Here is a 23,726-nt window from a genome sequence, read left to right on the forward strand (position 1 = left end):
GAATGTAAACTTCGCGTCTCCGTGTCTCCGCGTGAAACTGTTTTAGGGAAATCTATATCCGTAGCAGGTCCAGCTGAAAGGTGTCCTTGAGTATCTGTAGCATCAGATTGACCGATTTTAGTGCCGTGCGCAGCTGGTCCTGTTCCCGGTTGCTCAGTAGCGTTGGGTCACAATAGTTGTCAGGAGTTTTTCCGGCCGCAACGGCATCAAGCTGAACCATCAGCCGCAGCCGCACCAACAGGCTGAACGCCTCTTCGATACTGTTCAGGTCGTCTTCCGAAATCTGACTGTCCTGTCGTAACCAGCCCAGTTTGTCCCAGGTTGTGCCTCCCATGGTGTGGTGCAGCAGGGCCAAGAGGCTTACTCCCTGGGTCAGGGCAAAAATTCCCGCCTTTTTTAGATCAAAACTGCCTTTGTGTTCACCTTTCTGCTCCGGTTTAAACCTTCCAAACAGCCCCAGCGGCGGGCTGAACTGCACAATGTTATGGGCCATGTAAGAGAAGAACAGAGTGTGATTGTGGCTGGTGGCAATGATATGTTCCCGCAGTTTCTTTTCCAGTGACAGGTTGCCGTGGATAACCCGCAGATCCTGAAACATGCCGAACTTGACCATGTTTTTCAGCGTTGGGGTGCCGATCCAGCGGGCAATGATCCTCTGCCAGGTGGAGATACTGTGGCACCATTGGCGATTACTGGCCATGATGCCGCCAGGACAGCGGGGCACGCCGATAAACTCCAGGCGATCAACCACCCGACCCGCAAACTGTTTGATCTGCTTCAGTTCATCAGTCGATACAGAATCACTGTAGACAATGGCGTTGTCCTGGTCGGTCCGCAGGGTCTGTTCCCCGCGGCCTTCACTGCCCATGACCAGAAAGGCTGCTGATCGTGGCAGCCGGACACCTTCAAGGCGATCCAGCAGGGTGATGACCTGGAGGCTCATCAGGTCGTTAAAGTGTGATATCAGCGAGATCAGACTCTGGGTGTCGGCGCCAGCCTTGACCACAAACTGCAATAATTCGGTTATCCGTGCCCCGGTTTCCTGCAGCTGCTCAAAGCTGTCAGCCGCTTCAATTTCTTGAGACAAATACAGCGGACACCTGCTTTGAATCCTTAACAGGTCACTGTTGGTGATGACACCCGCAAGACTGCCATCATCATTGACCACCACCAGACGGTGGATGTTATAGCGGGCCATCTTGAAGATTGCCTTGAAGAGATAGTCGTGCCGTCTGATGGTGATCAGTTCGGTTTGCATCAGGTCCTGCACGGTAAGTGACGCAAGGCCGCCATAGTTTGTGGCAACACAGTTTCTCAGGTCCCGCAGCGAAACAATTCCCACCGGGCGTTCGTTCTCAACCACCACAATTCCCGATATGTTGTGTTGTTGCATCAGGCCGGCCATTTCGATCAGTCCGGTCTGTGGCGGGCAGGTGATCGGCGTTCGGCTGCAGAGTAGATCCACCTCAATAAAATAGAAGGTATCCTGATTGATCAGATTGTCAGCCATAGCGGTCTCCTGCTGCATAAACACCGGTTTGTAGTGTGGTGTTGCGTTTTGCGCGCATTCCTGAAACATGAGTGTAACGGCTGTTTACCACAAAATTTAAACGGCATTATATTTTTTTTGAATACAATTGAGTAAAACGGGGCTAAGGTCCGTTTTGGTGTGGCTATGTATTTTTGTAACTATCAAATATTATTATCGTAAATTGTGTTATATTTTTTTTGTAAAAATACTGTTGACAATTATAGAACATAATATTAAATGACTGCAAAACTATGCTGTCCGTTAAAGTTAAAACAAAATTTTATTTGAGTGATTTGGAGATAGCATGGACAGGGACAACGGATCATATTCAGTACAGGTGGTGATTAAGGCGATAGACCTGCTTGAAGCCCTTGCATCTGATGATCGGGCCACAACGGTGCCTCAGTTGGCCAAGGTGCTGAAGATGCACCGCAAGAAGGTGATCTCCCTGTTGGATACCCTGGAGGACAAGGGGTTGGTGGTGCGGGATGAGCAGTTGGGAACCTACAGCCTGGGGCTGCACTCTTACAGTATGGCCCAGCGCATCCTGAAAAATGCCAACCTGATCAGGATCGTGCATCCGGTGATGGAATCTCTGGCTCGCAAGCATGAAGCAGCAGTTGGATTCACTGTGCTGGACCGTGATGAGGTGTTCTTTCTGGATGTGGTGGATTCTTTTCAACAGGTTAAGTCTGCCGAGATGGTTGGTCGGCGTTTTCCGTTTTTTACCAATGCAGCCGGCAAGGTGATCAAGTCACTCAGTTCCCTGGATCTGTTGGAGCGGATTAACGGCAGACGCAGAAAGAACCCGGCGGTACCCAACCCGGAGCTGTTGCAGCAGGAGCTTGATGAAATTCGTAAAAGAGGTGTTGCCATTGATGTTGGTGGATTTGGCGAAGGTGTCTGCGCCGTTGCAGTAGCAATTCGTGATTACGGCGGCAAGGTGGTTGGTGCGTTGACCATGCTGGTGCCTGCCATCCGAATGGTGCATGAACGACTTGAGCAAGAGGTGATTCCTTCGATGCTGGAGGGAGCCGAGCTGCTTTCCATGAAATTCGGGTATGTCAAGATGCCCGCCTGATGGTGCAATAATAAACTGGATTCGAAAGGGGGAATGCTGGAAACGTTGGTTTGGTAAGTGGTCTGTTCATCTAAGATCTTTTAGAGAAAGGAGTAACAATTCATGGCGGAACAAACGTACAACTGGTCAGCGATAGCTAAAAATCCCAAGTTTATCGAACTGCACCACAAGAAAACAGCCTTCCTTTTCGGTTGGTGGATCTTCTCATCCATCTACTACTTCCTGCTTCCTATCGGAGCAGCCTATGCACCGGGTCTGTTCAAGATTCAGATCCTGGGCAGGATCAATTTTGGTTACCTGTTTGCGTTGTCGCAGTTTTTTGTGTCCTGGGGCCTGGCAATGTATTATGCCCATGTTGCCAACAAAGACTTTGACCGTTTGACCAAAGAACTGGTCAACGAATTACATTAGGAGGTGAATCCATGAAGAGACTGTTAGTTGCTATCGGTTGCGTACTCTCCCTGAGCTTCGCCGCCTATGCCGAGCCTGCCAAGGCACCGGCTGCCCCTGATGCCAAGCCTGCGGTTGCTGCACCGGCTGCAGCTCCGGCTGCTACTCCTGCAGTTGCCGCTCCGGCCCCTGCCGATGCTGCCAAGCCTGCTGCTGCTCCTGCACCAGCCCCTGCAAAAGATGCCAAGGCTGGTCTGAAGGCCAACCCTAAGGTTACCATTCCGATCTTCCTGATCATTATCGGCGTCACCATGGGTGTTGTTGTCTGGTCAGCCAAGCAGACCAAGTCAGCTGCTGACTTCTATACTGCCGGTGGTGGTATCACCGGTACTCAGAACGGTTGGGCCATTGCCGGTGACTATATGTCGGCTGCCTCGTTCCTGGGTATTTCCGGTATGATCTCCCTCTATGGTTATGATGGTTTCATGTACTCGGTTGGCTGGCTGGTTGCGTACATCACCGTGCTGCTGATCGTTGCTGAGCCTTGCCGTAACGCCGGTAAGTACACCCTTGGGGATATTCTCTCCTTCCGTACTTCACCCAAGCCGGTTCGCGCCGTTGCTGCCATCTCCACCGTAGCTGTTTCTACCTTCTATCTGACCGCTCAGATGGTTGGTGCCGGTAAATTGATGCAGTTGCTGATTGGCGTACCGTACAAGACCGCCATCATCGGCGTTGGTATCCTGATGGTTGGCTACGTTGTGTTCGGTGGCATGACCGCCACCACCTGGGTTCAGATCATCAAGGCAGGCCTGCTGATGACCGGTGCTGGTATCCTGTCCATCATGGTTTCCATCAAGTCTGGCTTTAACCCGTTCCAGTTCTTTAATGATATCGCCACCAGCCAGAACATTATTGACCATGTCAAGTTGCTGCCGATCTACCTGAAAGAGACTGCAGCAGGCACGGCCACGGCTGATGCCGGACAGCGCTTCCTTGAGCCTGGTCTGTTCCTGACCAACCCACTTGACCAGATCTCTCTGGGTATGGCGCTGGTTCTGGGTACTGCCGGTATGCCTCACATCCTGATGCGTTTCTTCACGGTGCCGACTGCACAGGCTGCCCGTAAATCAGTTATCGTGGCTATGTTCATCATCGGTTCTTTCTACATCCTGACCACCCTGCTGGGCTTTGGCGCTGCTATCCACGTCACCCCACAAGGTATTAAAGCTGTTGACGCAGGCGGCAACATGGCTGCCATGATGTTGGCAAAACAGCTGGGTTCAGAGTTCTCACCGTTTATTGGTGACCTGTTGCTGGCCTTCCTCTGCGCCGTTGCCTTCGCAACCATCCTGGCTGTTGTGTCCGGTCTGGTTCTGGCTGCATCTGCTGCTATCGCCCACGACATCTACGTTAACGTGATCAAAGACGGCCACGCTGACCAAAAAGAGCAGGTTTTTGCTGCACGTGCCACCTCCTTTATCGTAGGTGCCTGCGGTATCATAATCGGTATTGCTGCAGAGAAGCAGAACGTTGCCCACCTGGTGGCACTGGCCTTCGCCGTTGCTTCCTCCGGTAACCTGCCGGTTGTGGTTATGTCCCTGTTCTGGAAAAAGTTCAACACCGCTGGCGTTATTGCTGGTCTGGTGGTTGGTACCATCGCCTCCATCGGTCTGGTTATGATTTCACCCAACATGACCTATCCTGATGTTGTCGCCAACAACGCCCAGAAGGCCTACACCAAACTTGAGAAGGATATTGCAGACGGCAAGATCAAGCCTGAGGCAATGGAGAAGACCCTCAAGACTATCGAGGCCAAGAAGGCTGAAGAAGTCAAGAACCGTGGTGGCAAGTCCATGCTGGGCCTGTCCAAGCCGCTCTTTGCACTGAAGAACCCTGGTATCGTATCCATCCCGCTGGGCTTCATCGCCGCCATTCTGGCAACACTGGCCTTCCCAAGCAAGAAGGCAGAGGAGATGTGGGACGAAGTGTATGTTCGTCAGAACACCGGCCTGGGTATGGCCAAGGCTGTCGATCACTAAAACCACGCTGTACCATACGTTATGCAATGCAATCAGGGAGGCTTCGGCCTCCCTTTTTTTTGTTTAAATTTAAGCTGGTGCTGTATCGGTTTTGGGCTTTGTGAGGGTGGAAGGCCTTAATAAGATTACGGCTTTTTAAAACATGGGTATAAATAATAATTTTTGCTAAAATAAAAAAATAATTTAAAATGCAAATACAGTAACAACTATTTAATATTATTTATGTTTATTTTTTGAGTGCTGTTTCTGGTAAATTAATATTGACTATTTTAAAACATCGTACTAATTATATAAAAACAAACGATGATTCTGTTGTTTCATTTTACTTTAACTGTTCTGAGATCGAATGTAATGCGCTGTTATTTTTATGTTATGTCGGATATTTCGATTTTCATACAACTACTTGGCTATATGAAAGGAGGAGTTTAGAAGTCTCTAGTTAGTTTGTAGTTTCCAATTCCCACACTTTTGGAAAGGAGTAACACATCATGGCGGAACAAACGTACAACTGGTCAGCGATAGCTAAAAATCCCAAGTTTATCGAACTGCACCACAAGAAAACAGCCTTCCTTTTCGGTTGGTGGATCTTCTCATCCATCTACTACTTCCTGCTTCCTATCGGAGCAGCCTATGCACCGGGTCTGTTCAAGATTCAGATTCTGGGGCGGATCAATTTTGGTTACATCTTCGCGCTGTCGCAGTTTTTTGTGTCCTGGGGTCTGGCAATGTATTATGCCCATGTTGCCAACAAGGACTTTGACCGTTTGACCAGAGAACTGGTCAACGAACTTCATTAGGAGGTGAATCCATGAAGAGATTGTTAGTTGCTATCGGTTGTGTACTCTCCCTGAGTTTCGCCGCCTATGCCGAGCCTGTCAAAGCCCCGGCCGCCCCTGAAGCCAAGCCTGCGGTTGCTGCACCGGCTGTAGCCCCTGCTGCTGCTCCGGCCGCTACTGTTACACCGGCTGCAGATGCTGCCAAGGTTGCTGCTCCTGCTCCGGCAAAGCCGGCGGAAGAAAAAAAGGTAACCCTCAAGGCTAACCCTAAGGTTACCATTCCGATCTTCCTGGCTATTATCGGCGCAACCATGGCGGTTGTTGTCTGGTCAGCCAAGCAGACCAAGTCCGCCTCTGACTTCTATACTGCCGGTGGTGGTATCACCGGTACCCAGAACGGTTGGGCCATTGCCGGTGACTATATGTCGGCTGCCTCGTTCCTGGGTATTTCCGGCATGATCTCCCTCTATGGCTATGATGGCTTCATGTACTCGGTTGGCTGGCTGGTTGCGTACATCACCGTGCTGCTGATCGTTGCCGAGCCTTGCCGTAACGCCGGTAAGTACACTCTGGGGGATATCCTCTCTTTCCGTACCTCACCCAAGCCGGTTCGTGCCGTTGCTGCCATTTCCACTGTATCGGTTTCCACCTTCTATCTGACCGCTCAGATGGTTGGTGCCGGTAAACTGATGCAGCTGTTGCTGGGGGTTCCGTACAAGTCTGCTATCATCGGCGTTGGTATCCTGATGGTTGGCTACGTTGTATTCGGTGGTATGACCGCCACCACCTGGGTTCAGATCATCAAGGCTGGCCTGCTGATGACCGGTGCCTTCCTGCTGTCAGTTCTGGTTGCTATTAAGTCGGGTTTCAGCCCGTTCCAGTTCTTTAATGATATCGCCACCAACCAGAACATCATTGACCACGTCAAGTTGCTGCCAATCTATCTGAAAGAATCTGCTGCAGGCACGGCCACGGCTGATGCCGGACAGCGCTTCCTTGAGCCTGGTCTGTTCCTGACCAACCCGCTGGACCAGATCTCTCTGGGTATGGCGCTGGTGCTGGGTACTGCCGGTATGCCTCACATCCTGATGCGTTTCTTCACGGTGCCGACTGCACAGGAAGCACGTAAATCAGTTATCGTGGCTATGTTTATCATCGGTTCTTTCTACATCCTGACCACCCTGCTGGGCTTTGGTGCTGCTATTCACCTCTCCCCACAGGGCATCCAGCAGGTTGACAAAGGCGGCAACATGGCTGCCATGATGCTGGCAAAACAGATGGGTGGCGAGTTCTCACCATTCCTGGGTGACCTGTTGCTGGCCTTCCTCTGCGCCGTTGCCTTCGCAACCATCCTGGCTGTTGTGTCTGGTCTGGTTCTGGCAGCCTCCGCTGCTATCGCCCACGACATCTACGTTAACGTGATTAAAGACGGCCACGCTGACCAAAAAGAGCAGGTCTTTGCCGCCCGTGCCACCTCCTTTGTGGTTGGCGCCATGGGTATCGTAATCGGTATTGCTGCAGAGAAGCAGAACGTTGCCCACCTGGTGGCACTGGCCTTCGCCGTTGCCTCCTCCGGTAACCTGCCGGTTGTGGTTATGTCCCTGTTCTGGAAGAAGTTCAACACCGCTGGCGTTGTTGCCGGTCTGGTGGTTGGTACCCTCGCATCAGTTGGTCTGGTTATGATTTCACCCAACATGACCTATCCTGATGTGGTTGCTAACAATGCTCAGAAGGCCTACACCAAGCTTGAGAAAGAAATTGCAGACGGCAAGATCAAGCCTGAGGCAATGGAGAAGACCCTCAAGACCATCGAGGCCAAGAAGGCTGAAGAAGTCAAGAACCGTGGTGGCAAGTCCATGCTGGGCCTGTCCAAGCCGCTCTTCACCCTGAAGAACCCTGGTATCCTCTCCATCCCACTGGGCTTCATGGCTGCCATCCTGGCAACCTTGATGTTCCCCTGCAAGAAGGCAGAGGAAATGTGGGACGAGATCTATGTCCGCCAGAACACCGGCATCGGCATGGCCAAGGCTATCGACCACTAAGTCACACTTTTCAATTGCTGCAACTATGTTATAGAGTAGGGGAGGCTTCGGCCTCCCCATTTTTTTGATCAGAGGGCACTGTGGAAACGACACCGCATGATGACATGAGCCACCTGCTGGACGAGTTGCCATCAGTTACGCAGTTAACACGCTACTGTACCGTTGCAGAGATTAGCGAGGCCTTGCAGCAGGTCCGTGCTGATCTGGCTGCTGTGCGGCGCAAGTTTGAGGTGTGGGATGCCCGGTCTGCCCTGCAGCAGGGGCTGATTGCAACTGCCGATGCTCCTGCGCTGAAAAAACTGCATGAAGAGTTGAACCGGATTGAACTGGAGCGTTTCAGCACTGCACAATCGGTCAGCAATCTGCATCAGTCCTGCACCCATTATCGGGACATGCTGGCTGAACGGGCGCTGCAGATTGTCACCGAAGAGATGGCAGCTGCGGGTCACGGTGCGCCGCCGGTTGCCTATGCCCTGATCAGTATGGGCAGTGACGGCCGGGAAGAACAGACCCTGATCACGGATCAGGATTATCTGATCGTCTATGATGACGGGGGAGAAGAGGCTGCCGATACCTGGTTTGTAGAGTTTGGCAACCGGCTGGTAGATTGTCTGGAGACCGCCGGGTTCAAACGCTGCACCGGCGATATCATGACCAGTAACCCCACCTGGCGGGGCTCCTACAAACAGTGGCGCAAGCGGCTGTTTGCCATTGTGCGCTATGAAGTTGAAGACTTTGCCAAAAACATGATGGACCTGATCGTTCTCTCCGATGCCCGCTTTGTTGCCGGTGAACGAGAGCTGGGAGAACGGCTGATCGAACTGATCAGGGATATGGAGAAGGAACACTTTCAGGTACTCTGGAGCATGGCCCGTGCTGCCACAGAAATGAAGCTGGCCCTGGGATTTATGCGCAAACTCTGGACCGAGCCCAGTGGAGAACATCGGGGCGAGCTGAATGTCAAGCTGCTGGCCTGGGCACCGCTGGTCATGAACGTCCGTATCCTGGCCATCAGCCAGGGGATGGCAGCCACCAACACAATCCAGCGGATTAACTATCTGGAACAGGAAGGCAGTCTTTCAGCCGAGATGGCCAGCGGTCTACGGGAGGCCTACGACATCCTGACCCAGCATCGGATACTGCTGCAGATCAAGCAGGTCAAAGGGATTCAGAAGGATTCCCACTACCTGGACCCGCTTATGTTGGAAAATGATGAACGGGAACACCTCCGCCAAGCGGTGATCAGGATTGAAGAGCTGCAGAAGATGATCCATACCAACTTCAATATTGTCTAAAACCTTGACAGTAATGGATCTATTCGTCTATAAAACCACCTCTTATGCGCGCTTAGCTCAGCGGGAGAGCACTGCCTTCACACGGCAGGGGCCACTGGTTCAATCCCAGTAGCGCGCACCAAATAAACATTTAAGGCCAACTGATCTGATATGAGTTGGCCTTTTTTGTTTTCAGGAGTGTTCAAAACTGGACTGGGAGCATACGAACAGGATATATTTAAAAATATTGATGCTGTTGGTGGAATCTGAATGAAACTGAACTCGAGTGACTGCTATGTCTGCCAGAGCTGCACACCTTCATAACCAACAAGGTTTTACCTACCTGGTCGTGCTACTCGCAGTTATGCTGATCGGCATCATGCTTGGCGCTATCGGTACTAGCTGGAAGCTGACCATGCAGCGAGATCGGGAAGAAGAACTGCTATTTCGCGGGATGCAGATTCAGGATGCCATTGGCCGTTGGCACCAGCCGCAAGGGAACGCACAACAGCATGTTGCCACGCCGTTAAATGACCTAAAGGATCTTTTGCGAGATCCACGGACACCGGCAACGGTACGCTATCTGCGTAAACTGTACCGTGATCCGATGACGAATCAGGATTGGACCCTGATCCGTGAACCGGCCCGAGGTATTGTGGGGGTTGCCAGCAGCAGCACCGAGCGGGTCATTAAGAAGGATAATTTCCCCGATCAGCTACAGGATCTGGTTAATAAGGAACGGTACGAACAGTGGCTGTTTGTCTATAAGTCGGGTCAGAAGACGGTACAGCCTGCCAAGGGACCTTGATTACAACGTTGTACCGTTATGAGGAGGCAGAGTATGGCTACTCGATCAATACCAAGCAAACTGATCATGCTGTGTGCGCTGATGGTCTGTATTATCTCATGCGTAACGCAGGCTGCTGCTACGGTAACATTGGATGCCGGTTTTACTCCGGTACTTGCTACTGCTGGCCGGATTACCGGCATTGTGCCTCTGGCAAACAGCAAAGTGCTGGTGATTGGGAACTTCTCCTCCATCAGCGGTGTGGCCCGCAAGAACATCGCCCGCCTGAACGCTGACGGTTCGGTGGATAGCGGCTTCCAGCTGGACTCCCGTATCCCTGCAGATATGATCTATGCCGCTGCAGTCCAGGCAGATGGCAAGATTTTGATCGGTGGGCAGATAACGGTCTATGGTGAAACCGAATCACAAAATTATCTCTTTCGACTGAACAGTGATGGCTCGTGGGATACTACTTTTAAGGCCGGTGGCTATATTTTTGGGAATCCTGGCACTACCTACGGGCTCGATAATGTCGTGCGGTCAATCGCCGTGGACAGTAACGGCAAGATTCTGGTGGGGGGCGATTTTGCCACCCCTCGCAGCCATATCGCCCGTCTAAATACCGACGGCAGCGAAGATACCTCCTTCAATCCCGGTAGCGGGGCTGATGGCACGGTTACCCATATTGCCCTGCAGTCCACCGGACATATTATTATTGGTGGCGGATTTGAAAACGTGAACGGTACTGCAAAGGCCAAGGTGGCACGCCTGTATCCGGATGGAACCCTGTACGGAGATGCCTTCGGAACTGGCTTGGCCGGAGGAGGCCTCTCTGCGCTGGCACTGCAGCAGAGCGGTGATATGGTGCTGCTTGGCGGTACCTTTAACAGTCTAAATGGTCAAACGGTGCCCAAGCTGATCAGGACAACGGCGGTTGGAACACTGGATGCCAGCTTTACGCAAACTTATAATCCAGATACTGGAAGCAAGGTAGGAGACCAGTTACAGGCTATCACCAGCCTGGTGGCCGTGGGCAGTCCGGCAACCAAGATCATCGTTGGTGGCTGGTATACATTTACGATCTTTGGAGGATACCCGACAGAGCATAATGCAAGGATCTACATTCTGGACGCCGCCAACGGCACTTATGTCAACTCGGTACCGTTCAAGGGCAAACCGACCGATGTCTGGGCTCTGGCGCAGCGCAGCGACGGCCTGGCGGTGGCTGGCGGCAGCTTTACCCAGCTGGATGATGCTACCGATGTCTACTTTTATGGCCTCTGTCAACTTGATCCGGCCAACTATTATCGGCCATTCGAGTCATTCAAGCCGATTGTGGGCGGGCAGGCTGATGTGCGAACCATGGCATTACAGGGGGATGGTAAACTGATTGTGGGTGGCGATTTCTTCCTCGCCAACGGTACCCCAAAGAACGGCGTCGCTCGCTTCAGCACCAGCGGTACGCTGGATACCACCTTGTCGGTTCCTGCTACTGAGGGCGGCATAGTGACTGGTCTGTTGGTACGCAGTGACGGGAAACTGGTCATGGGCGGTTCGTTTTACAATATTGCCGATCAGACCTATAAAGATGTTGCCCTGATGAGCACAACCGGCACCCTGGAGGCCAGTGCCTATGCTGGCGGGGTAAGTGCTTTGGCCTTAAATCAGGGTGATAAGGTGCTGACCGCTCTGTACCATACCCCTGGTATTAAGGGGCTGACCGCTGATTTGATGGTTGATTCAAGCTTTGTCCCAGGTTCCGGAATACCCAATAGCCAGACAGAGTATGTCAACACCGTCGTGGTCCAATCTGACGGCAAAATTCTCGTAGGGGGGGCATTTTCAAGCTTCAGTGGCGTTGCATGCCAAAACATTGTAAGGCTAAATAGTAATGGCAGTATTGACAATACCTTTGTACCGCCAGCTTTTACCGTTTTCTACGGCTTGAGTGAAGTCTATGCCATTGCTCTGCAACCAGATGGCAAGATTCTGTTGGCTGGCCGGTTCTCTACGGTGGGTGGCGTTGACAGTCCCACGGTGGTACGCCTGAACAGCAACGGAAGTGTGGATAGCTCATTTATTACACCGTTCGGAAACTCCGGCTCTACGGTCTACGCCCTGGCCCTGCAGCCAGATGGAAGAATACTGGTTGGCGGCAGCATGCAGATTGTTGAGGGAGAAAATATATACAACAGTCTTGTCCGCCTGCATCCCAACGGCAGCCGGGACAGCACCTTCAACAGCTCGGTAACCGGCATAGTGAAGTCTATTGTTACTGACGGGATTCAGTTGCTGGTTGGTGGCACGATTGAAGCGGTGGATGGATCGGCCCGCCAAGGTCTGGTACGCTTCACTACGACCCCGGAATATCTTTTGACCGTAACACGGTCGAGCGTGGCTGGTGGGAACATCACTGCCAGCACCGGCACCCTTGGCTGGAGTGGAACGGTCGGTATGGCGGCTTATAACAGCGGAACCAGTGTAACGTTGACCGCCCAGGCGGGGTCGGGCTACATCTTCAGCGGCTGGTCCGGTGGAGGCTGCAGTGGCACCGGCAGCTGTATCGTCACCATGTCTGCAGCACGCACTGTTACTGCATCCTTTACTGCGGTACCGCAAGAAACCCTGACTGTGAACCTGAGTGGTAGCGGTGCTGGTTCGGTAATCAGTACTCCCGTCGGCATTGATTGTCCCGCCGCCTCCTGTTCCGGCCAGTTTACCAGTGGTAGTACAGTCACACTCACCGCTGTCCCCAACGCCAGTTCAGCTCTGGTCGGCTGGATTGGTTGTCAAACTACGAATGGTACGGTCTGTGGTGTGATCATGAATGTTCCTAGAGAGGTAACTGCCGTTTTTGACTCAGCCAAAGCCCAAATCGGGACAACCAGATATGCCTCCCTCGCAGAGGCGTTTGCTACTAACTTTGGCACAACGCCGATATTGCTGCTGGCCGGTAATCTGGGAGAGAGTCTGACCGTTACCAAATCAGCGACCCTCAAAGGCGGTTATGATGCGCATTTTACTTGGTTGCCAGACTCCTTTACCATCATGAATGCACCACTAACCGTTAAAGCCGGTACCCTGACGGTTGATCGGATAACGGTCAAATAATCATGCCACTTTTTACCTGCAAACTGGGAACCCCGGACGGTACTATTGTTCAGCGCGAAATTGAAGCGGTGGATGAACTGCAACTGCGGGCAGGGTTGGAGGGGCAGGGATACCATGTTTTTGCACTGCAACGGGCTGGTTTGAAGCTGTCTTTTAATTTTTTGCAGCTGCGTGGTGGTCGGATTGACAATCGGGATCTGCTGGCCTTTAATCAGGAACTGGTGGTGCTACTGAAGTCAGGTATGCCGATTCTGCCGGTGCTGGATGCGATTCTTGAACATCGTTTAAAGGCAGGAGGTGCTCTTGCCCAGGTGTTGGGACAGGTGCGGGAGGATGTGAAAGGTGGTGCTGCCCTATCCACCGCTTTTGAGCGGCACGGCAGGCTGTTTCCACCGCTCTATCTGGCTTCTGTCCGGGCCGGTGAACGGACCGGCGAGGTGCCGCAGACCATCCGCCGCTATATCGTGTTCCTGAAAAGATCTGAGGAACTACGAAAAAAACTGATCTCGGCTCTGGTCTATCCAGCTATTCTGGTGGTCGTGGCGGTGCTGGCCATTATGCTGCTGCTAATCTATGTGGTCCCTACCTTCAGTCAGGTATATGCCGATGCCGGATCTCAACTTCCGCTGTTAACCCGTCTGCTGATCAACTTTACCGGAGTCCTGCGTTCTACAGTCATTGTCTGGTTGCCGTTACTGATCGTGGCAATTATCGCAGTGCGCAGTTGGAGCCGATCAGAGGGGGGACGTCAGCGGGTAGACCGTTGGAAGCTGGCGCTGCCGGTGGTGGGGAATCTGTTTTTCGGCTATGCCGTGTCTGTCTTTTCACGTACCTTGGCCACCCTGCTGGGTAGCGGCATCCCTATTGTTGAATCATTGCGAATGTCTTCGGGTACCTTGAACAACCGTCTGCTGGAAAAAGGGATGGCCGTGGCCATTCATCAGGTTGAAGAAGGCGGACGGCTCTCGGTTGCCCTTGAACAGCAGCAGCTGATGCCGCCACTGGCATTACGGATGCTGGGGGTAGGTGAGGCGACCGGCTCAATGGAAGAGATGCTGTCTGATATTGCCGAACACCTTGAGGCACAGGTTGAAGAACGCTTGCAGATGTTAAGCACCGCCATTGAACCGGCCGTGATGCTGATTATGGGATTAGTGATCGGGGTCATTATTGTTGCCATGTATCTGCCGATCTTCAAGCTGGCAGGGACGGTAGGGGGATAAGAATAGTACCATGAACAGTACACAACATAAAAAATTAAGCGAAATCATGGCTGATCTCGATGCCCTGACCTCTGAAGAGATCGATCTGGTGCTGGCCCGTCAGGCTGCTCAGGGGGGACGTTTCGGAGAAGCAGCCCGTGAGCTTGGTCTGGTTGATGAGTCAATGGTGGCCAGGGCGCTGGCCGCTCAGTTTGGCATGCCGTTTGTCGATCTTGGCAGTTTCAAGGTGGATCACGGACTGTTTGACACCCTTTCGCCGGATCTGATGTACCGCTATCACTTTGTGCCGCTTGCTCTGGATGAAGGTGTGCTGAACATCGCCATTGCTGATCCAACTGACGTGCTGATACTGGACGAGCTTGAGCTGGTGCTTGATCGGCCAATTACCTTTTCTGTTGCTGCCGCACCTGCCATTAACAAGCTGCTGAAAGGTGGCGAGGGAACCCGGCGGGTGTTGCGGGATGTGTCGGAAGATTTTCTGCTGCAACTGGTGAAAGAAACCGATAACGGCGAAGAGGTACTTTCGCTGGAGAGTCTCTCGTCTGACACCGCCTCCAGCCCAATCGTCAAGCTGATTAACACCACCCTGCTGGATGCTCTGGGACGCCGTGCCAGTGATATTCATATTGAAACCGGTCATGATGGCGTGACCATCAAATACCGGATTGACGGCGTGCTCTATCAGGCCAACGACCCGATTGATCTGCATTTTCAGGGGCCGATCATCTCCCGCCTGAAGGTTATGAGTGAGCTGGATATCTCTGAACGGCGTATTCCCCAGGATGGGCGCTTCAAGATCCGTCTGGGGGACAAGTCAATTGACTTCCGGGTCTCGATCATGCCCAGCGCCCATGGCGAAGATGCGGTCATCAGGATTCTGGACAAAGAGAGCATTGCAGCTGAAATGAAAGGACTCAGCCTGGAACACCTGGGGATTCACCCCCGGGAGCTGGTCCGTATCAGGCGTAAGATTCGTGAACCGTACGGCATGGTGCTGGTAACCGGACCAACCGGTTCCGGCAAGACCACCACCCTCTATGCGGCCCTGACTGAGATCCACACCGGCCTGGACAAGATTATTACCATTGAAGATCCGGTGGAATACCTGCTGCATGGGATCCTGCAGATCCCGGTCAATGAGAAAAAAGGGCTTACCTTTGCCCGCGGTCTGCGTTCCATCCTGCGCCACGACCCGGACAAGATTATGGTGGGGGAGATCCGTGATCCTGAAACCGCCCAGATAGCGGTGCAGTCAGCCCTGACCGGACACCTGGTCTTTACCACCGTGCATGCCAACAACGTGCTGGATGTGATCGGGCGCTTTACCCATATGGGGCTTGATCCCTACAACTTTGTCTCGTCACTTAACTGCGTTATGGCCCAGCGTCTGGTGCGTAAGGTCTGTAAAGAGTGCCGTCGTCCGGTGGAGCTGACTGAACAGCAGTTGCTTGATGCTGCCATTAATCCTGCTGTGCGGGCAACCGCCACCTTCTTTGAGGCGGTTGGCTGTGATGCCTGCAACAACACCGGTTACCGGGGGCGTTCCGCCATTATTGAGATGCTTGAGATGAACGATGAACTGCGGGATATGATTGTCTCCAAGACCCCGGCGGTACGCATGAAGCAGGTTGCCCGTGAGCAGGGTACGGTCTTTCTGCGGGAGGCAGCGGTGGAAAAACTGTGTGCCGGTGATACCACTCTGCAGGAAATCAACCGCGTGACATTTGTGGAATAGGTGGTACACTTTTAAAACTTCTAATCCTTCCCTACTTTATATCGATCTGGCTGTAGCAGCGCCAGACAGGGGGGCATGCTCATGGAGCTTCAATCCAGCCCGTACTCGTTGTTTTCTGTAGTTAGAACCTGCCTCTTCAACCTTCGTTTCTTCCTTCTGCCCCGGATTCTTGTCCTTTCCCTGCTGCTTACCGGTATCCTGCCTGCAGTCGTGATTGCCGATGATACCTGCGGCTGGACCAGCGCAGTCAGCAAATGGAAGGTCAAGATGCACCTGACCCAGATCAAGGCCAAGACGGGTGTATTGCAGTCCGGGCCTGACTGCACCGCCAACTATGTTCTGGCGCTGAACCATGTCTCTGATGTGAAAGGTGAGGTGACCAATTCCGGCGGGGGCTCGACTTCCTGGACCGGAAGCCTGACCAGCACTGAAGTCGTGAATAACATGATGGATATCACGCTTACTGGTAAACCTGCATGTAGCTATGGCAACGTCTCCTTTACCGAGATCGGTACTGGGGAAGGAAGCCAGAGCGAGTATCCGCTGATCATTGATCCCGGCATGGGGAAGTACACCATCTCCTTTCCCCACACCGGAGTTGACTCTCCTTTCACGTACACTTCAAGTCAGGGGGCGGCCACCTATACGGTTCATAAAGAAATAAACGGTGCTTTTGAGGTTGATTATCCCAGCATGGTGCTTGCTGAAAGCCCCTCCGATCCAGTCACCACTCTTGAATTTCCGTTGCTTGGCGCCTCCCCCAAAATCATCACCGGCGAGACCAGCTTCACCCATCAGCAGTACCCTGAGATCCCGATAACCTGGTCATGGGAACTGACCCCTGATACCGGCGGCGGGTTGGAAGCCGAGCTGGGCGCACCCAGCGGCATGGGCAAGGGGAACGGTGGCGATATGGCCCCCGGCGCGGGCTACGGTTCACCCACCTGGACCGTCAACATGGCCAATCTTAATATCTTCATCACCGACACCCCGCTCTGGTACAAAAGCCCGGTCGGCCCGGCGGTGGAGGTCTCTTTCAGCTACAATTCCAAGGGGGTATTCAACCGGTTTGAACCGGCCGGTCGTAACTGGCAGCTTAATTACGAAAGCTACCTCTCCTCAGACCCGGTCAGCGGCGATGTGACCATCTACATGCCGGACGGTCGTCGGGACCTCTATACCTATAACGCGAGTACCCTGAAGTTTACTCCTCCCTACCGGGTCTTCAACGAGCTGACCGTGATCCGCCAAGGGGGTATTATGGAGGGGAGTGATTACGCACTGACCTTCCCCGACGGTACGGTCTATATCTACAAAGTGCCGTCCGGCCAGCTGCTCTGGGCCTTTCTGACCGAGATCCGCGATCCCCACTATCCAACTGACCCCAGTAACAAGCTGACCCTGACCTGGGTGCCGCTCTCCGGTACTCCGTGGGGGGGCAAGCTCACCTCAATCACTGATGCGCTGGGCAGGGCAACCACCTTCTTCTATAACGCAGACAACCGGATTTCCACGATTATGGATCCCTTTGGCCGTACCAGTATCCTGGGGTACGACACCAACGGCAACCTGACCAGTATTAGAGACATGGGGGGGTACACCGCAAGCTTCACCTACGACGGCTGCGGTACCATGCTGACTATGACCACCGGGAACAACAAGGTGACGTTTACCTCCGGCTTCAACAACCTGACCGTGAGCGACTACATGGGCAGCGAGACCTTTACGCTCGACCCCATCACCGGGGCTGCCAGTTATCTGGGGGCCAACGCCGTTGCGGGCAGTCTGCACGGCTATGCGCAGACAAAGACGGCGGATGGCAAAAACAGTGACGTTACCGGTTACACGTCGCCGGAGGGGCTGGGTTTCAGCTACAGTTACGATCCCAAAGGTAACCTGCTCACCCAGACCCTGCAGGGTGCCAGCGGCAACGAGACGTCCACGTTCACCTATAACAGCAAGGGAAAGGTCCTGTCGGTTGTGCCTCCCATTGGCGCCCGTACTGATATTACCTACGCCGCCAACGGGGTGGACCCGCTGACTGTGACCCAGGCCGGGCTTCCTGCCATCGTGGCCACCTATAACGGCACCCATGACATCCTGACACTCACCGACCGGATGGGGCTCGCCAAAACCTTTACCTACAACGCCTCCGGTCAGCCCACCAGCTCGCTCGGCGCCGGTATCCTGACCAGCTTCAGCTACAACGACAGTGGCAACCGGCAGCTTGCAAGCATTACCCGGGCTGGCTTGCCTGTTGGCAGCTACGGCTACGACAGTATCGGACGGCTTACCAGTGCCACCGATCAGAACGGCTTCAGCCTTGGCCGCAGCTTCAACAATCTTGACGACCTGCTCAGCATCAGCTACCCCGACAGCTCAACGATAAGCTTTACCCGCTCGCTGTCAGTTCCCCATCTGCTCGACAGTATGACGGATCAGGCTGGGCGCATAACACGCTACAGCTACAATCCCCATAGTCAGCTGATCAAGATTAGCGACCCTGCAGGAGGCCAGACCCGCTTTACTTATGATGCCGCCGGTCATGCCAGTCAGTTGGTTGATCCAAACGACAACGTTACCTACTTCAGCTACAACAAGGATAACCGGCTTGTCCTGAAGCAGTTTGTCGACGGTAGCAAGCTGCAGTTTGCCTATCCCTACGGGCGGATGACTTGGTCAAAAAATGCACGGGGTGCCACTGCCACCTACAGCTATGATAAAAACGGCAATCTGCTGTCGGTAAACTATTCCGATGGCACGCCGGGGGTTACTACTGTCTACGATGTCTACAATCGGCCCACGACCGTCACCGATGCTTTGGGAACCCATACCATCGCCTACGATGCCTCCTCGCGGGTGACATCGATAGACGGCGCCTGGGCCAACGATACCCTGAGCTTTGCCTACGACGCACTGGGACGCAAAACCGCCATGGAACAGCAGGGCGGGCTTTCCATCAGCTATACCTACGACTCCCTCGACCGTTTGACCACATTGACCGGCAACGGCTTGACCTATAGCTACAACTACCGGAATAACGGTACGCTGCTGACCAGTGTGGTCCGGTCAGATGGCAGCAAGACCGAGTATAGCTACACTGCGACCATGCTGCGGTTGCAGCAGCTTGCAAACTTCTCCCCGGGCAGTACGGCCCTGGACAGCTACAGCTTCAGCTACGATTCCCTCGGTCAACCGGTTACAGAAACGGTCACCAACGGTCCGGCCCTGCAGTTTGCAAGCCCCGGCAGTGTGCCGATCACCGCCAATAACCTCAATCAGATCGCCTCATGGAACGGGTCAGCAACAGCCTTTGTCTACGACGCTGACGGCAATATGACCAAGGGGCTAACCGGCGAAGGCCGTTCGTTCGATGCGGCCTACGATGCAGAGAACCGCCTGACCTGGATCCAGTACACCGATGGCAACGGGGTGGTCAGACGTCAGGAGTTCAGCTACGGCTCCGACGGCTACCTGGGGATCAGGAAGAGCTATGCCAATGGCCTGTTGAGCGGCGAGCAGCGCTACCTCTGGCATGCCGGCAAGCTGTTGCAGGAACGGGACAGCACTAATGCTGTCGTGCGGGACTACCTCTGGGGAAGCGCTATGCGGGGCGGGGTGGGGGCGCTGCTGTCGCTCAAGCAGGGTGGGGCGGTCTACCAGTGCTTTGCCAACCCGCGGGGAGATGTCACCACCATCCTGAACAGCAGCGGCGCGGTGGCGGCCTCCTACGCCTATGAACCGTTCGGCACTACTCTGGCCGCAACCGGTACCCTCAGCCAGCCACTGCGCTATGCCACGCGGCTCTACGACGAAGGAACTGGCCTGTATTACTTTGGTCAGCGCTTTTATTCGCCTCTACTGGGGCGTTGGCTCTCCCGCGACCCGCTGGCTGAGATGGCCTCCATTAACCTCTACAGCTATGCGGCCAACAACCCGCTCACCCGTATCGATCCGCTGGGTACCGATCCTGATTTTTCCGGTCTGGCGCCCGAACATCGGGCCCAGGCCCAGGCCGCCTATGAGGCGATGCAAGCCAAAGACGCTGCCAGGAACGACACGACCGTCGATAAGGTCAACCGCACACTGGGGGCTGCGTTTAAATGGGTGGGCGATCTGTTTAAGAAACATCCTGAAGAGACCAAGTTCGTGGTGGACAAGGTGGTGGATGCGGCACTCGATGCGAACGAGTACACCAAGAAGGGCAAGGAGATCAACGACAAGATCAACAAGGGGATCAAGCTTGCCGAGGATATAGAGACTATGCGGGCTGCCATCAAGGACAAAGATCCGGCTTCCGGCCTGACCATGATCAAGGTCGGCAGCGACTACACCATTGGCCGGATACCGGTGGTAGGTTCTGCCATGTCTGAAGTGGTGGTCAAGGCGGTTGAAACCGTTGAGACCGCCCCCGGCGGGGTTAAGGCGATGCGCAATGCGGGCGCCAAGGCTGATGAAGCCTACCGTTCCGGGAAATAGGACGAAAGGAGCACACACCCATGTACAAATTGTTTGTTGCACCTTTCCTTGTCTTGTTGGCTTATCTGGTATCATTCCAAACGGCATCTGCTGCAAGCGTCTCCTACCGCTACGACAACCTCAACCGGCTGGTCGGCGTAACCTACGATAACGGCATGTCCATCGGTTACAGCTATGATGCCACGGGGAACTTCACCCGGATTGCCAGAGGAACAGGCGGGGCTGATGTCATTCCGCCCGTTGTCACTGCATTTGGGCTGCCTGCTGAAAGCAACAGTCTTGTGGTTGCCATAAACCCATTTACAGCTACCGATAACGTGGCAGTCACCGGGTACTGTGTGGTACAGACCAACAGTCCTGCTGGCTGTTCCTGGAGCGCTATACCACCAACCAGCTATACCTTCGCCTCTGGAACGGCAAACGGCTGGTATACCCTGTACGCCTTTGCCAGGGACGCGGCAGGTAACAGCTCTGCACAGTATGCTGCAGATACCCAGTTGAACATGCCTCAGAAACAACTTACCGTTACCATTCAGGGACTGTATGGCGGTGGCGGGTCAGTCAACAGTAACCCGTCAGGTATCGCCTGCTCCAGTGGCACCTGCAGTGCAAATTATGCCAACGGAACTCAAATTACACTGATACCTTCGGCTAATGATGCCTCCGCCTTCAGTTCCTGGTCAGGTGATTGCAGCGGTACGGGCAACTGCGAGGTCAGTCTGATTACAGACAAGAGTGCAACCGCCAGCTTTAGTCTGATTCCCAAGGCAAGGGTTGCCGGTATACCCTATGGTACTCTTTCCAGTGCCTATCAGGCTGTTGGCGACAATGGTGTCCTTGAGGCGCAGTCGTTGGTTTTTGTGGAGGATCTTTCACTGAACCGCAATGTCGTTTTTACCCTGATGGGAGGTTATTTCAGCGATTACAATACCTTTAGGACTGGCTACACCACTCTGCAAGGTCGGCTGACGGTGGGGACTGGCACTATCAAGATTGACCGGTTGATTATTAAGTAGCAATCGGCAACATAACCCTGTTGATGCAACAAGCCCCTTTCCGGTTAACCGGAAAGGGGCTTTCATCTGTACAGGCGCTGTTAACGTATCACTTGACGCTAATCTGATCCAGGATCAGGGTGCCCAGCCTGATGGTCAGGTGACTGTTAATGGTGCTAAAGGCCGTTGACCGGACAGGAGTGGAAGCGGCGATATCGGTGTAACCACCTCGAAGGGTGGTGGTAACGCCTGAGGTAAGCAGAGGGTCAGAAGGGTAGGTAACCCCGTTTGAATCAGGCAATGTTACCAGCGCCATAAGGATATCGTTCTGTACCGGAGCGTAAAAGGCGGATTCAAGCGTGCTGTAGTAAGTGGTGCTGACACTGTCTTTTCTCAGGTTCTGCTGGGCGGCGAAATAGGCGTACACGGTCTTGTTACTGCTGTCCATGGCAAAGGTACACGGGGTAGCAGAACCGCTGCAGGCGTCACTCCAGCCGGTAAACGTCGATCCTGTCCAGGCAGTTGCTGAAAGCGTAACGGATGTGCCATCAACGTTGGTGCTGCAGTAGGTTGCCGGACTGCTGCAGCTAAACCCTTGGGTTATGCCTGCGGTGGCGGTAACTGTGCCGCTACCGTTGCCAGTCATGTTTAAAACAAGTGTTTTCTGTACGGTAAAAGATTGACTACTGGTTACTGACCCCCCTGCGGTGGTAATCGTGATCGGGCCGCTGGTTGCCCCGGCAGGGACATACGCCGTTAGTTGCATAGGATTGGTAACAGCCACCCTGGTGCTTAGCGTGCCGTTAAAAGAAACCGTCGTGCCGCCAGAGACAAAATTGTTGCCGCTGATTGAAAGTTGAAGTCCAATGGGGCCAGTGGGAACAAAATTGGTGATGGTTGGCGGCACAGGTTGAACCGAGGCAGGCAGGAAACGTCCGTACACTGCATTAACCTGGCTGATACCACCTTCACCCATAACAACGCCACTGTTTATAATCGTCAGATATTGGCCGTTGATAAAGCCAGCGCCCCCCATCTGGTTTCCGGCATCGGCATTTATCATAAACTTGCTGCCATACAGGCTACCAGCCTTGCTGATATATTGGCCGTAGACATCCCAGCAGGTGCCTTCTCCCGTATCGCAGATGTTGTCATGGTTAGCGTCATTGCTCATATCCACCCAGGTGGCCAGGTAGTTGGTGCCGTCAAAAGAAACAGTGGTCGCCATCTGGGGGCCGTTTTCATTGCTGATGGTAATGACATTGCCGACCAGGGCACCGGCAGGACTCACCAACTGTCCGAAAACATCCCACATCCTGGTCTCATCAACCGCGTCAGTCCAGATTACCATATAGTTGGTGCCGTCAAAGGTGACGGATTTCGGGTTGTCACTGGGGTAGGGACTGGTATTAACCGAAATTTCTGTGCCTGCCACGCCTGCGGGATTCACAAAACGCCCTCTGATCTCGGTGTCATAATAATCTTCTGTCCAGACGACGAAGAAGTTGGTTCCGTCAAAGGCAACATCACTGGCATCACCATACCCGGTACTAATCGTGAATTCTGTCCCCATACTGCCGTCAGGGTTGACGATTTTACCGGCGATATAGCGGTTGTCAGCTTGGTCGCCCTGCTCAGGATCAATCAGCCGGGTGTAGGTGACCAGGTATTTACCATTGCCAAAGGCCATGGTCTTTATGCCGTCAAACCAGATCCCGGCGGTGCTGATGGCAAAGGGAGATCCAACGGTGTTCCCGGCCTTGCTGATAAACTGGCCATAGATTTGAAACCGGCCAGGTCCTGTCCCGCCTGGGTCATTTTCCCAGATTAACAGATGGTTCATCCCGTCAAAGGCAACGGCCGTTGCTATGCCATTGTGTCCGGTTGGGATAAAATCACCCACTTTAACCCCGGCGGGTGATATCATCTGCGCCCCGATGGATGTCGGGTTTGTCAGATGGTTTTCTACCCCCACCAGATAGTTGGTGCCGTCAAATGAGGCGCCCATTGAAGCGCCACCGGTTGCAATGGTGAAAGGTACTGACAGTGCATGGGCAGGTAATACGAAAGCAGCTCCCAGTACACTGCAGATGACAGCAACAGACAGCCATGTTGCCAGGCATGCACACAAGCCTGATGTTGAGCGTTTCATGGATTACCTCCCTGAATTTTTTTCATATGTACTACTACTTATAGCAGGTGTTACTCAAAATACAAACGCCCCCTCCAGCGATTACTGAAGGGGGCGTTTGCCAATCGT

At 53.6% G+C, this 23,726-nt stretch carries 14 protein-coding genes and 1 tRNA gene; 13 read left to right on the forward strand and 2 right to left on the reverse strand.

The features are described 5' to 3' along the window. Window positions 1–52: 52 nt before the first annotated feature. Window positions 53–1,510, reverse strand: a complete 1,458-nt coding sequence (locus tag B5D39_RS09280; protein WP_161947463.1) for a DUF294 nucleotidyltransferase-like domain-containing protein — start codon at window positions 1,508–1,510, stop codon at window positions 53–55. Between the two features lie 325 nt (window positions 1,511–1,835). On the opposite strand from B5D39_RS09280, the gene B5D39_RS09285 reads away from it, so the two are divergent. From B5D39_RS09285 to B5D39_RS09345, 13 genes are all read left to right on the forward strand, one after another. Beyond that, window positions 1,836–2,612, forward strand: coding sequence for an IclR family transcriptional regulator (locus B5D39_RS09285; protein WP_078790187.1), 777 nt, complete (start codon window positions 1,836–1,838; stop codon window positions 2,610–2,612). A 102-nt stretch (window positions 2,613–2,714) separates the two neighbouring features. Then, entirely contained in the window at window positions 2,715–3,023 is a 309-nt protein-coding gene (locus B5D39_RS09290) for a DUF485 domain-containing protein (RefSeq protein ID WP_078790188.1), read from the forward strand. Window positions 3,024–3,034: 11 nt separating this feature from the next. After that, the gene (locus tag B5D39_RS09295; protein ID WP_078790189.1) at window positions 3,035–5,044 is read left to right on the forward strand and encodes a solute symporter family protein; all 2,010 of its coding nucleotides are present in this window, start codon (window positions 3,035–3,037) and stop codon (window positions 5,042–5,044) included. 488 nt (window positions 5,045–5,532) lie between these two features. Beyond that, on the forward strand, window positions 5,533–5,841 hold the full coding sequence (locus B5D39_RS09300) for a DUF485 domain-containing protein (protein WP_078790190.1): 309 nt from the start codon (window positions 5,533–5,535) through the stop codon (window positions 5,839–5,841). Window positions 5,842–5,852: 11 nt separating this feature from the next. Beyond that, a complete protein-coding gene (locus tag B5D39_RS09305) occupies window positions 5,853–7,862 on the forward strand; it encodes a solute symporter family protein (protein WP_078790191.1) in 2,010 nt (669 codons plus the stop codon). A gap of 80 nt (window positions 7,863–7,942) precedes the next feature. Further along, window positions 7,943–9,157 carry a putative nucleotidyltransferase substrate binding domain-containing protein gene (locus B5D39_RS09310; RefSeq protein WP_139366739.1) on the forward strand — a complete coding sequence of 405 codons (1,215 nt, stop codon included), beginning with the start codon at window positions 7,943–7,945 and terminating at the stop codon, window positions 9,155–9,157. A 46-nt stretch (window positions 9,158–9,203) separates the two neighbouring features. Beyond that, window positions 9,204–9,278: transfer RNA gene (locus tag B5D39_RS09315), tRNA-Val, on the forward strand. Between the two features lie 153 nt (window positions 9,279–9,431). After that, complete coding sequence (locus B5D39_RS09320; protein WP_078790193.1) at window positions 9,432–9,944, forward strand: type II secretion system protein; 513 nt, start codon at window positions 9,432–9,434, stop codon at window positions 9,942–9,944. Window positions 9,945–9,977: 33 nt separating this feature from the next. Next, on the forward strand, window positions 9,978–13,034 hold the full coding sequence (locus tag B5D39_RS09325) for an InlB B-repeat-containing protein (protein ID WP_161947464.1): 3,057 nt from the start codon (window positions 9,978–9,980) through the stop codon (window positions 13,032–13,034). 2 nt (window positions 13,035–13,036) lie between these two features. Then, window positions 13,037–14,257 carry a type II secretion system F family protein gene (locus B5D39_RS09330; protein ID WP_078790195.1) on the forward strand — a complete coding sequence of 407 codons (1,221 nt, stop codon included), beginning with the start codon at window positions 13,037–13,039 and terminating at the stop codon, window positions 14,255–14,257. A gap of 10 nt (window positions 14,258–14,267) precedes the next feature. Then, a complete protein-coding gene (locus B5D39_RS09335) occupies window positions 14,268–15,992 on the forward strand; it encodes a GspE/PulE family protein (protein ID WP_078790196.1) in 1,725 nt (574 codons plus the stop codon). 81 nt (window positions 15,993–16,073) lie between these two features. Beyond that, window positions 16,074–20,471, forward strand: coding sequence for an RHS repeat domain-containing protein (locus B5D39_RS09340; RefSeq protein WP_161947465.1), 4,398 nt, complete (start codon window positions 16,074–16,076; stop codon window positions 20,469–20,471). A gap of 20 nt (window positions 20,472–20,491) precedes the next feature. Continuing rightward, window positions 20,492–21,487, forward strand: coding sequence for an InlB B-repeat-containing protein (locus tag B5D39_RS09345; RefSeq protein WP_078790198.1), 996 nt, complete (start codon window positions 20,492–20,494; stop codon window positions 21,485–21,487). 88 nt (window positions 21,488–21,575) lie between these two features. On the opposite strand, the gene B5D39_RS09350 is transcribed toward B5D39_RS09345, so the two are convergent. Then, window positions 21,576–23,618 (reverse strand): InlB B-repeat-containing protein, encoded by a 2,043-nt coding sequence (locus tag B5D39_RS09350; protein ID WP_078790199.1) that lies wholly within the window; start codon window positions 23,616–23,618, stop codon window positions 21,576–21,578. Window positions 23,619–23,726: the final 108 nt, after the last annotated feature.

The sequence above is a fragment of the Trichlorobacter thiogenes genome (assembly GCF_900167465.1).
Taxonomy (GTDB): domain Bacteria; phylum Desulfobacterota; class Desulfuromonadia; order Geobacterales; family Pseudopelobacteraceae; genus Trichlorobacter; species Trichlorobacter thiogenes.

What these genes read in the sequence shown, in the direction of transcription:
- B5D39_RS09280 (WP_161947463.1), bottom strand. Translation starts at nt 1,510, where the DNA reads ATGGCTGACAATCTGATCAATCAGGATACCTTCTATTTTATTGAGGTG.
- B5D39_RS09285 (WP_078790187.1), top strand. Translation starts at nt 1,836, where the DNA reads ATGGACAGGGACAACGGATCATATTCAGTACAGGTGGTGATTAAGGCG.
- B5D39_RS09290 (WP_078790188.1), top strand. Translation starts at nt 2,715, where the DNA reads ATGGCGGAACAAACGTACAACTGGTCAGCGATAGCTAAAAATCCCAAG.
- B5D39_RS09295 (WP_078790189.1), top strand. Translation starts at nt 3,035, where the DNA reads ATGAAGAGACTGTTAGTTGCTATCGGTTGCGTACTCTCCCTGAGCTTC.
- B5D39_RS09300 (WP_078790190.1), top strand. Translation starts at nt 5,533, where the DNA reads ATGGCGGAACAAACGTACAACTGGTCAGCGATAGCTAAAAATCCCAAG.
- B5D39_RS09305 (WP_078790191.1), top strand. Translation starts at nt 5,853, where the DNA reads ATGAAGAGATTGTTAGTTGCTATCGGTTGTGTACTCTCCCTGAGTTTC.
- B5D39_RS09320 (WP_078790193.1), top strand. Translation starts at nt 9,432, where the DNA reads ATGTCTGCCAGAGCTGCACACCTTCATAACCAACAAGGTTTTACCTAC.
- B5D39_RS09325 (WP_161947464.1), top strand. Translation starts at nt 9,978, where the DNA reads ATGGCTACTCGATCAATACCAAGCAAACTGATCATGCTGTGTGCGCTG.
- B5D39_RS09330 (WP_078790195.1), top strand. Translation starts at nt 13,037, where the DNA reads ATGCCACTTTTTACCTGCAAACTGGGAACCCCGGACGGTACTATTGTT.
- B5D39_RS09335 (WP_078790196.1), top strand. Translation starts at nt 14,268, where the DNA reads ATGAACAGTACACAACATAAAAAATTAAGCGAAATCATGGCTGATCTC.
- B5D39_RS09340 (WP_161947465.1), top strand. Translation starts at nt 16,074, where the DNA reads ATGGAGCTTCAATCCAGCCCGTACTCGTTGTTTTCTGTAGTTAGAACC.
- B5D39_RS09345 (WP_078790198.1), top strand. Translation starts at nt 20,492, where the DNA reads ATGTACAAATTGTTTGTTGCACCTTTCCTTGTCTTGTTGGCTTATCTG.
- B5D39_RS09350 (WP_078790199.1), bottom strand. Translation starts at nt 23,618, where the DNA reads ATGAAACGCTCAACATCAGGCTTGTGTGCATGCCTGGCAACATGGCTG.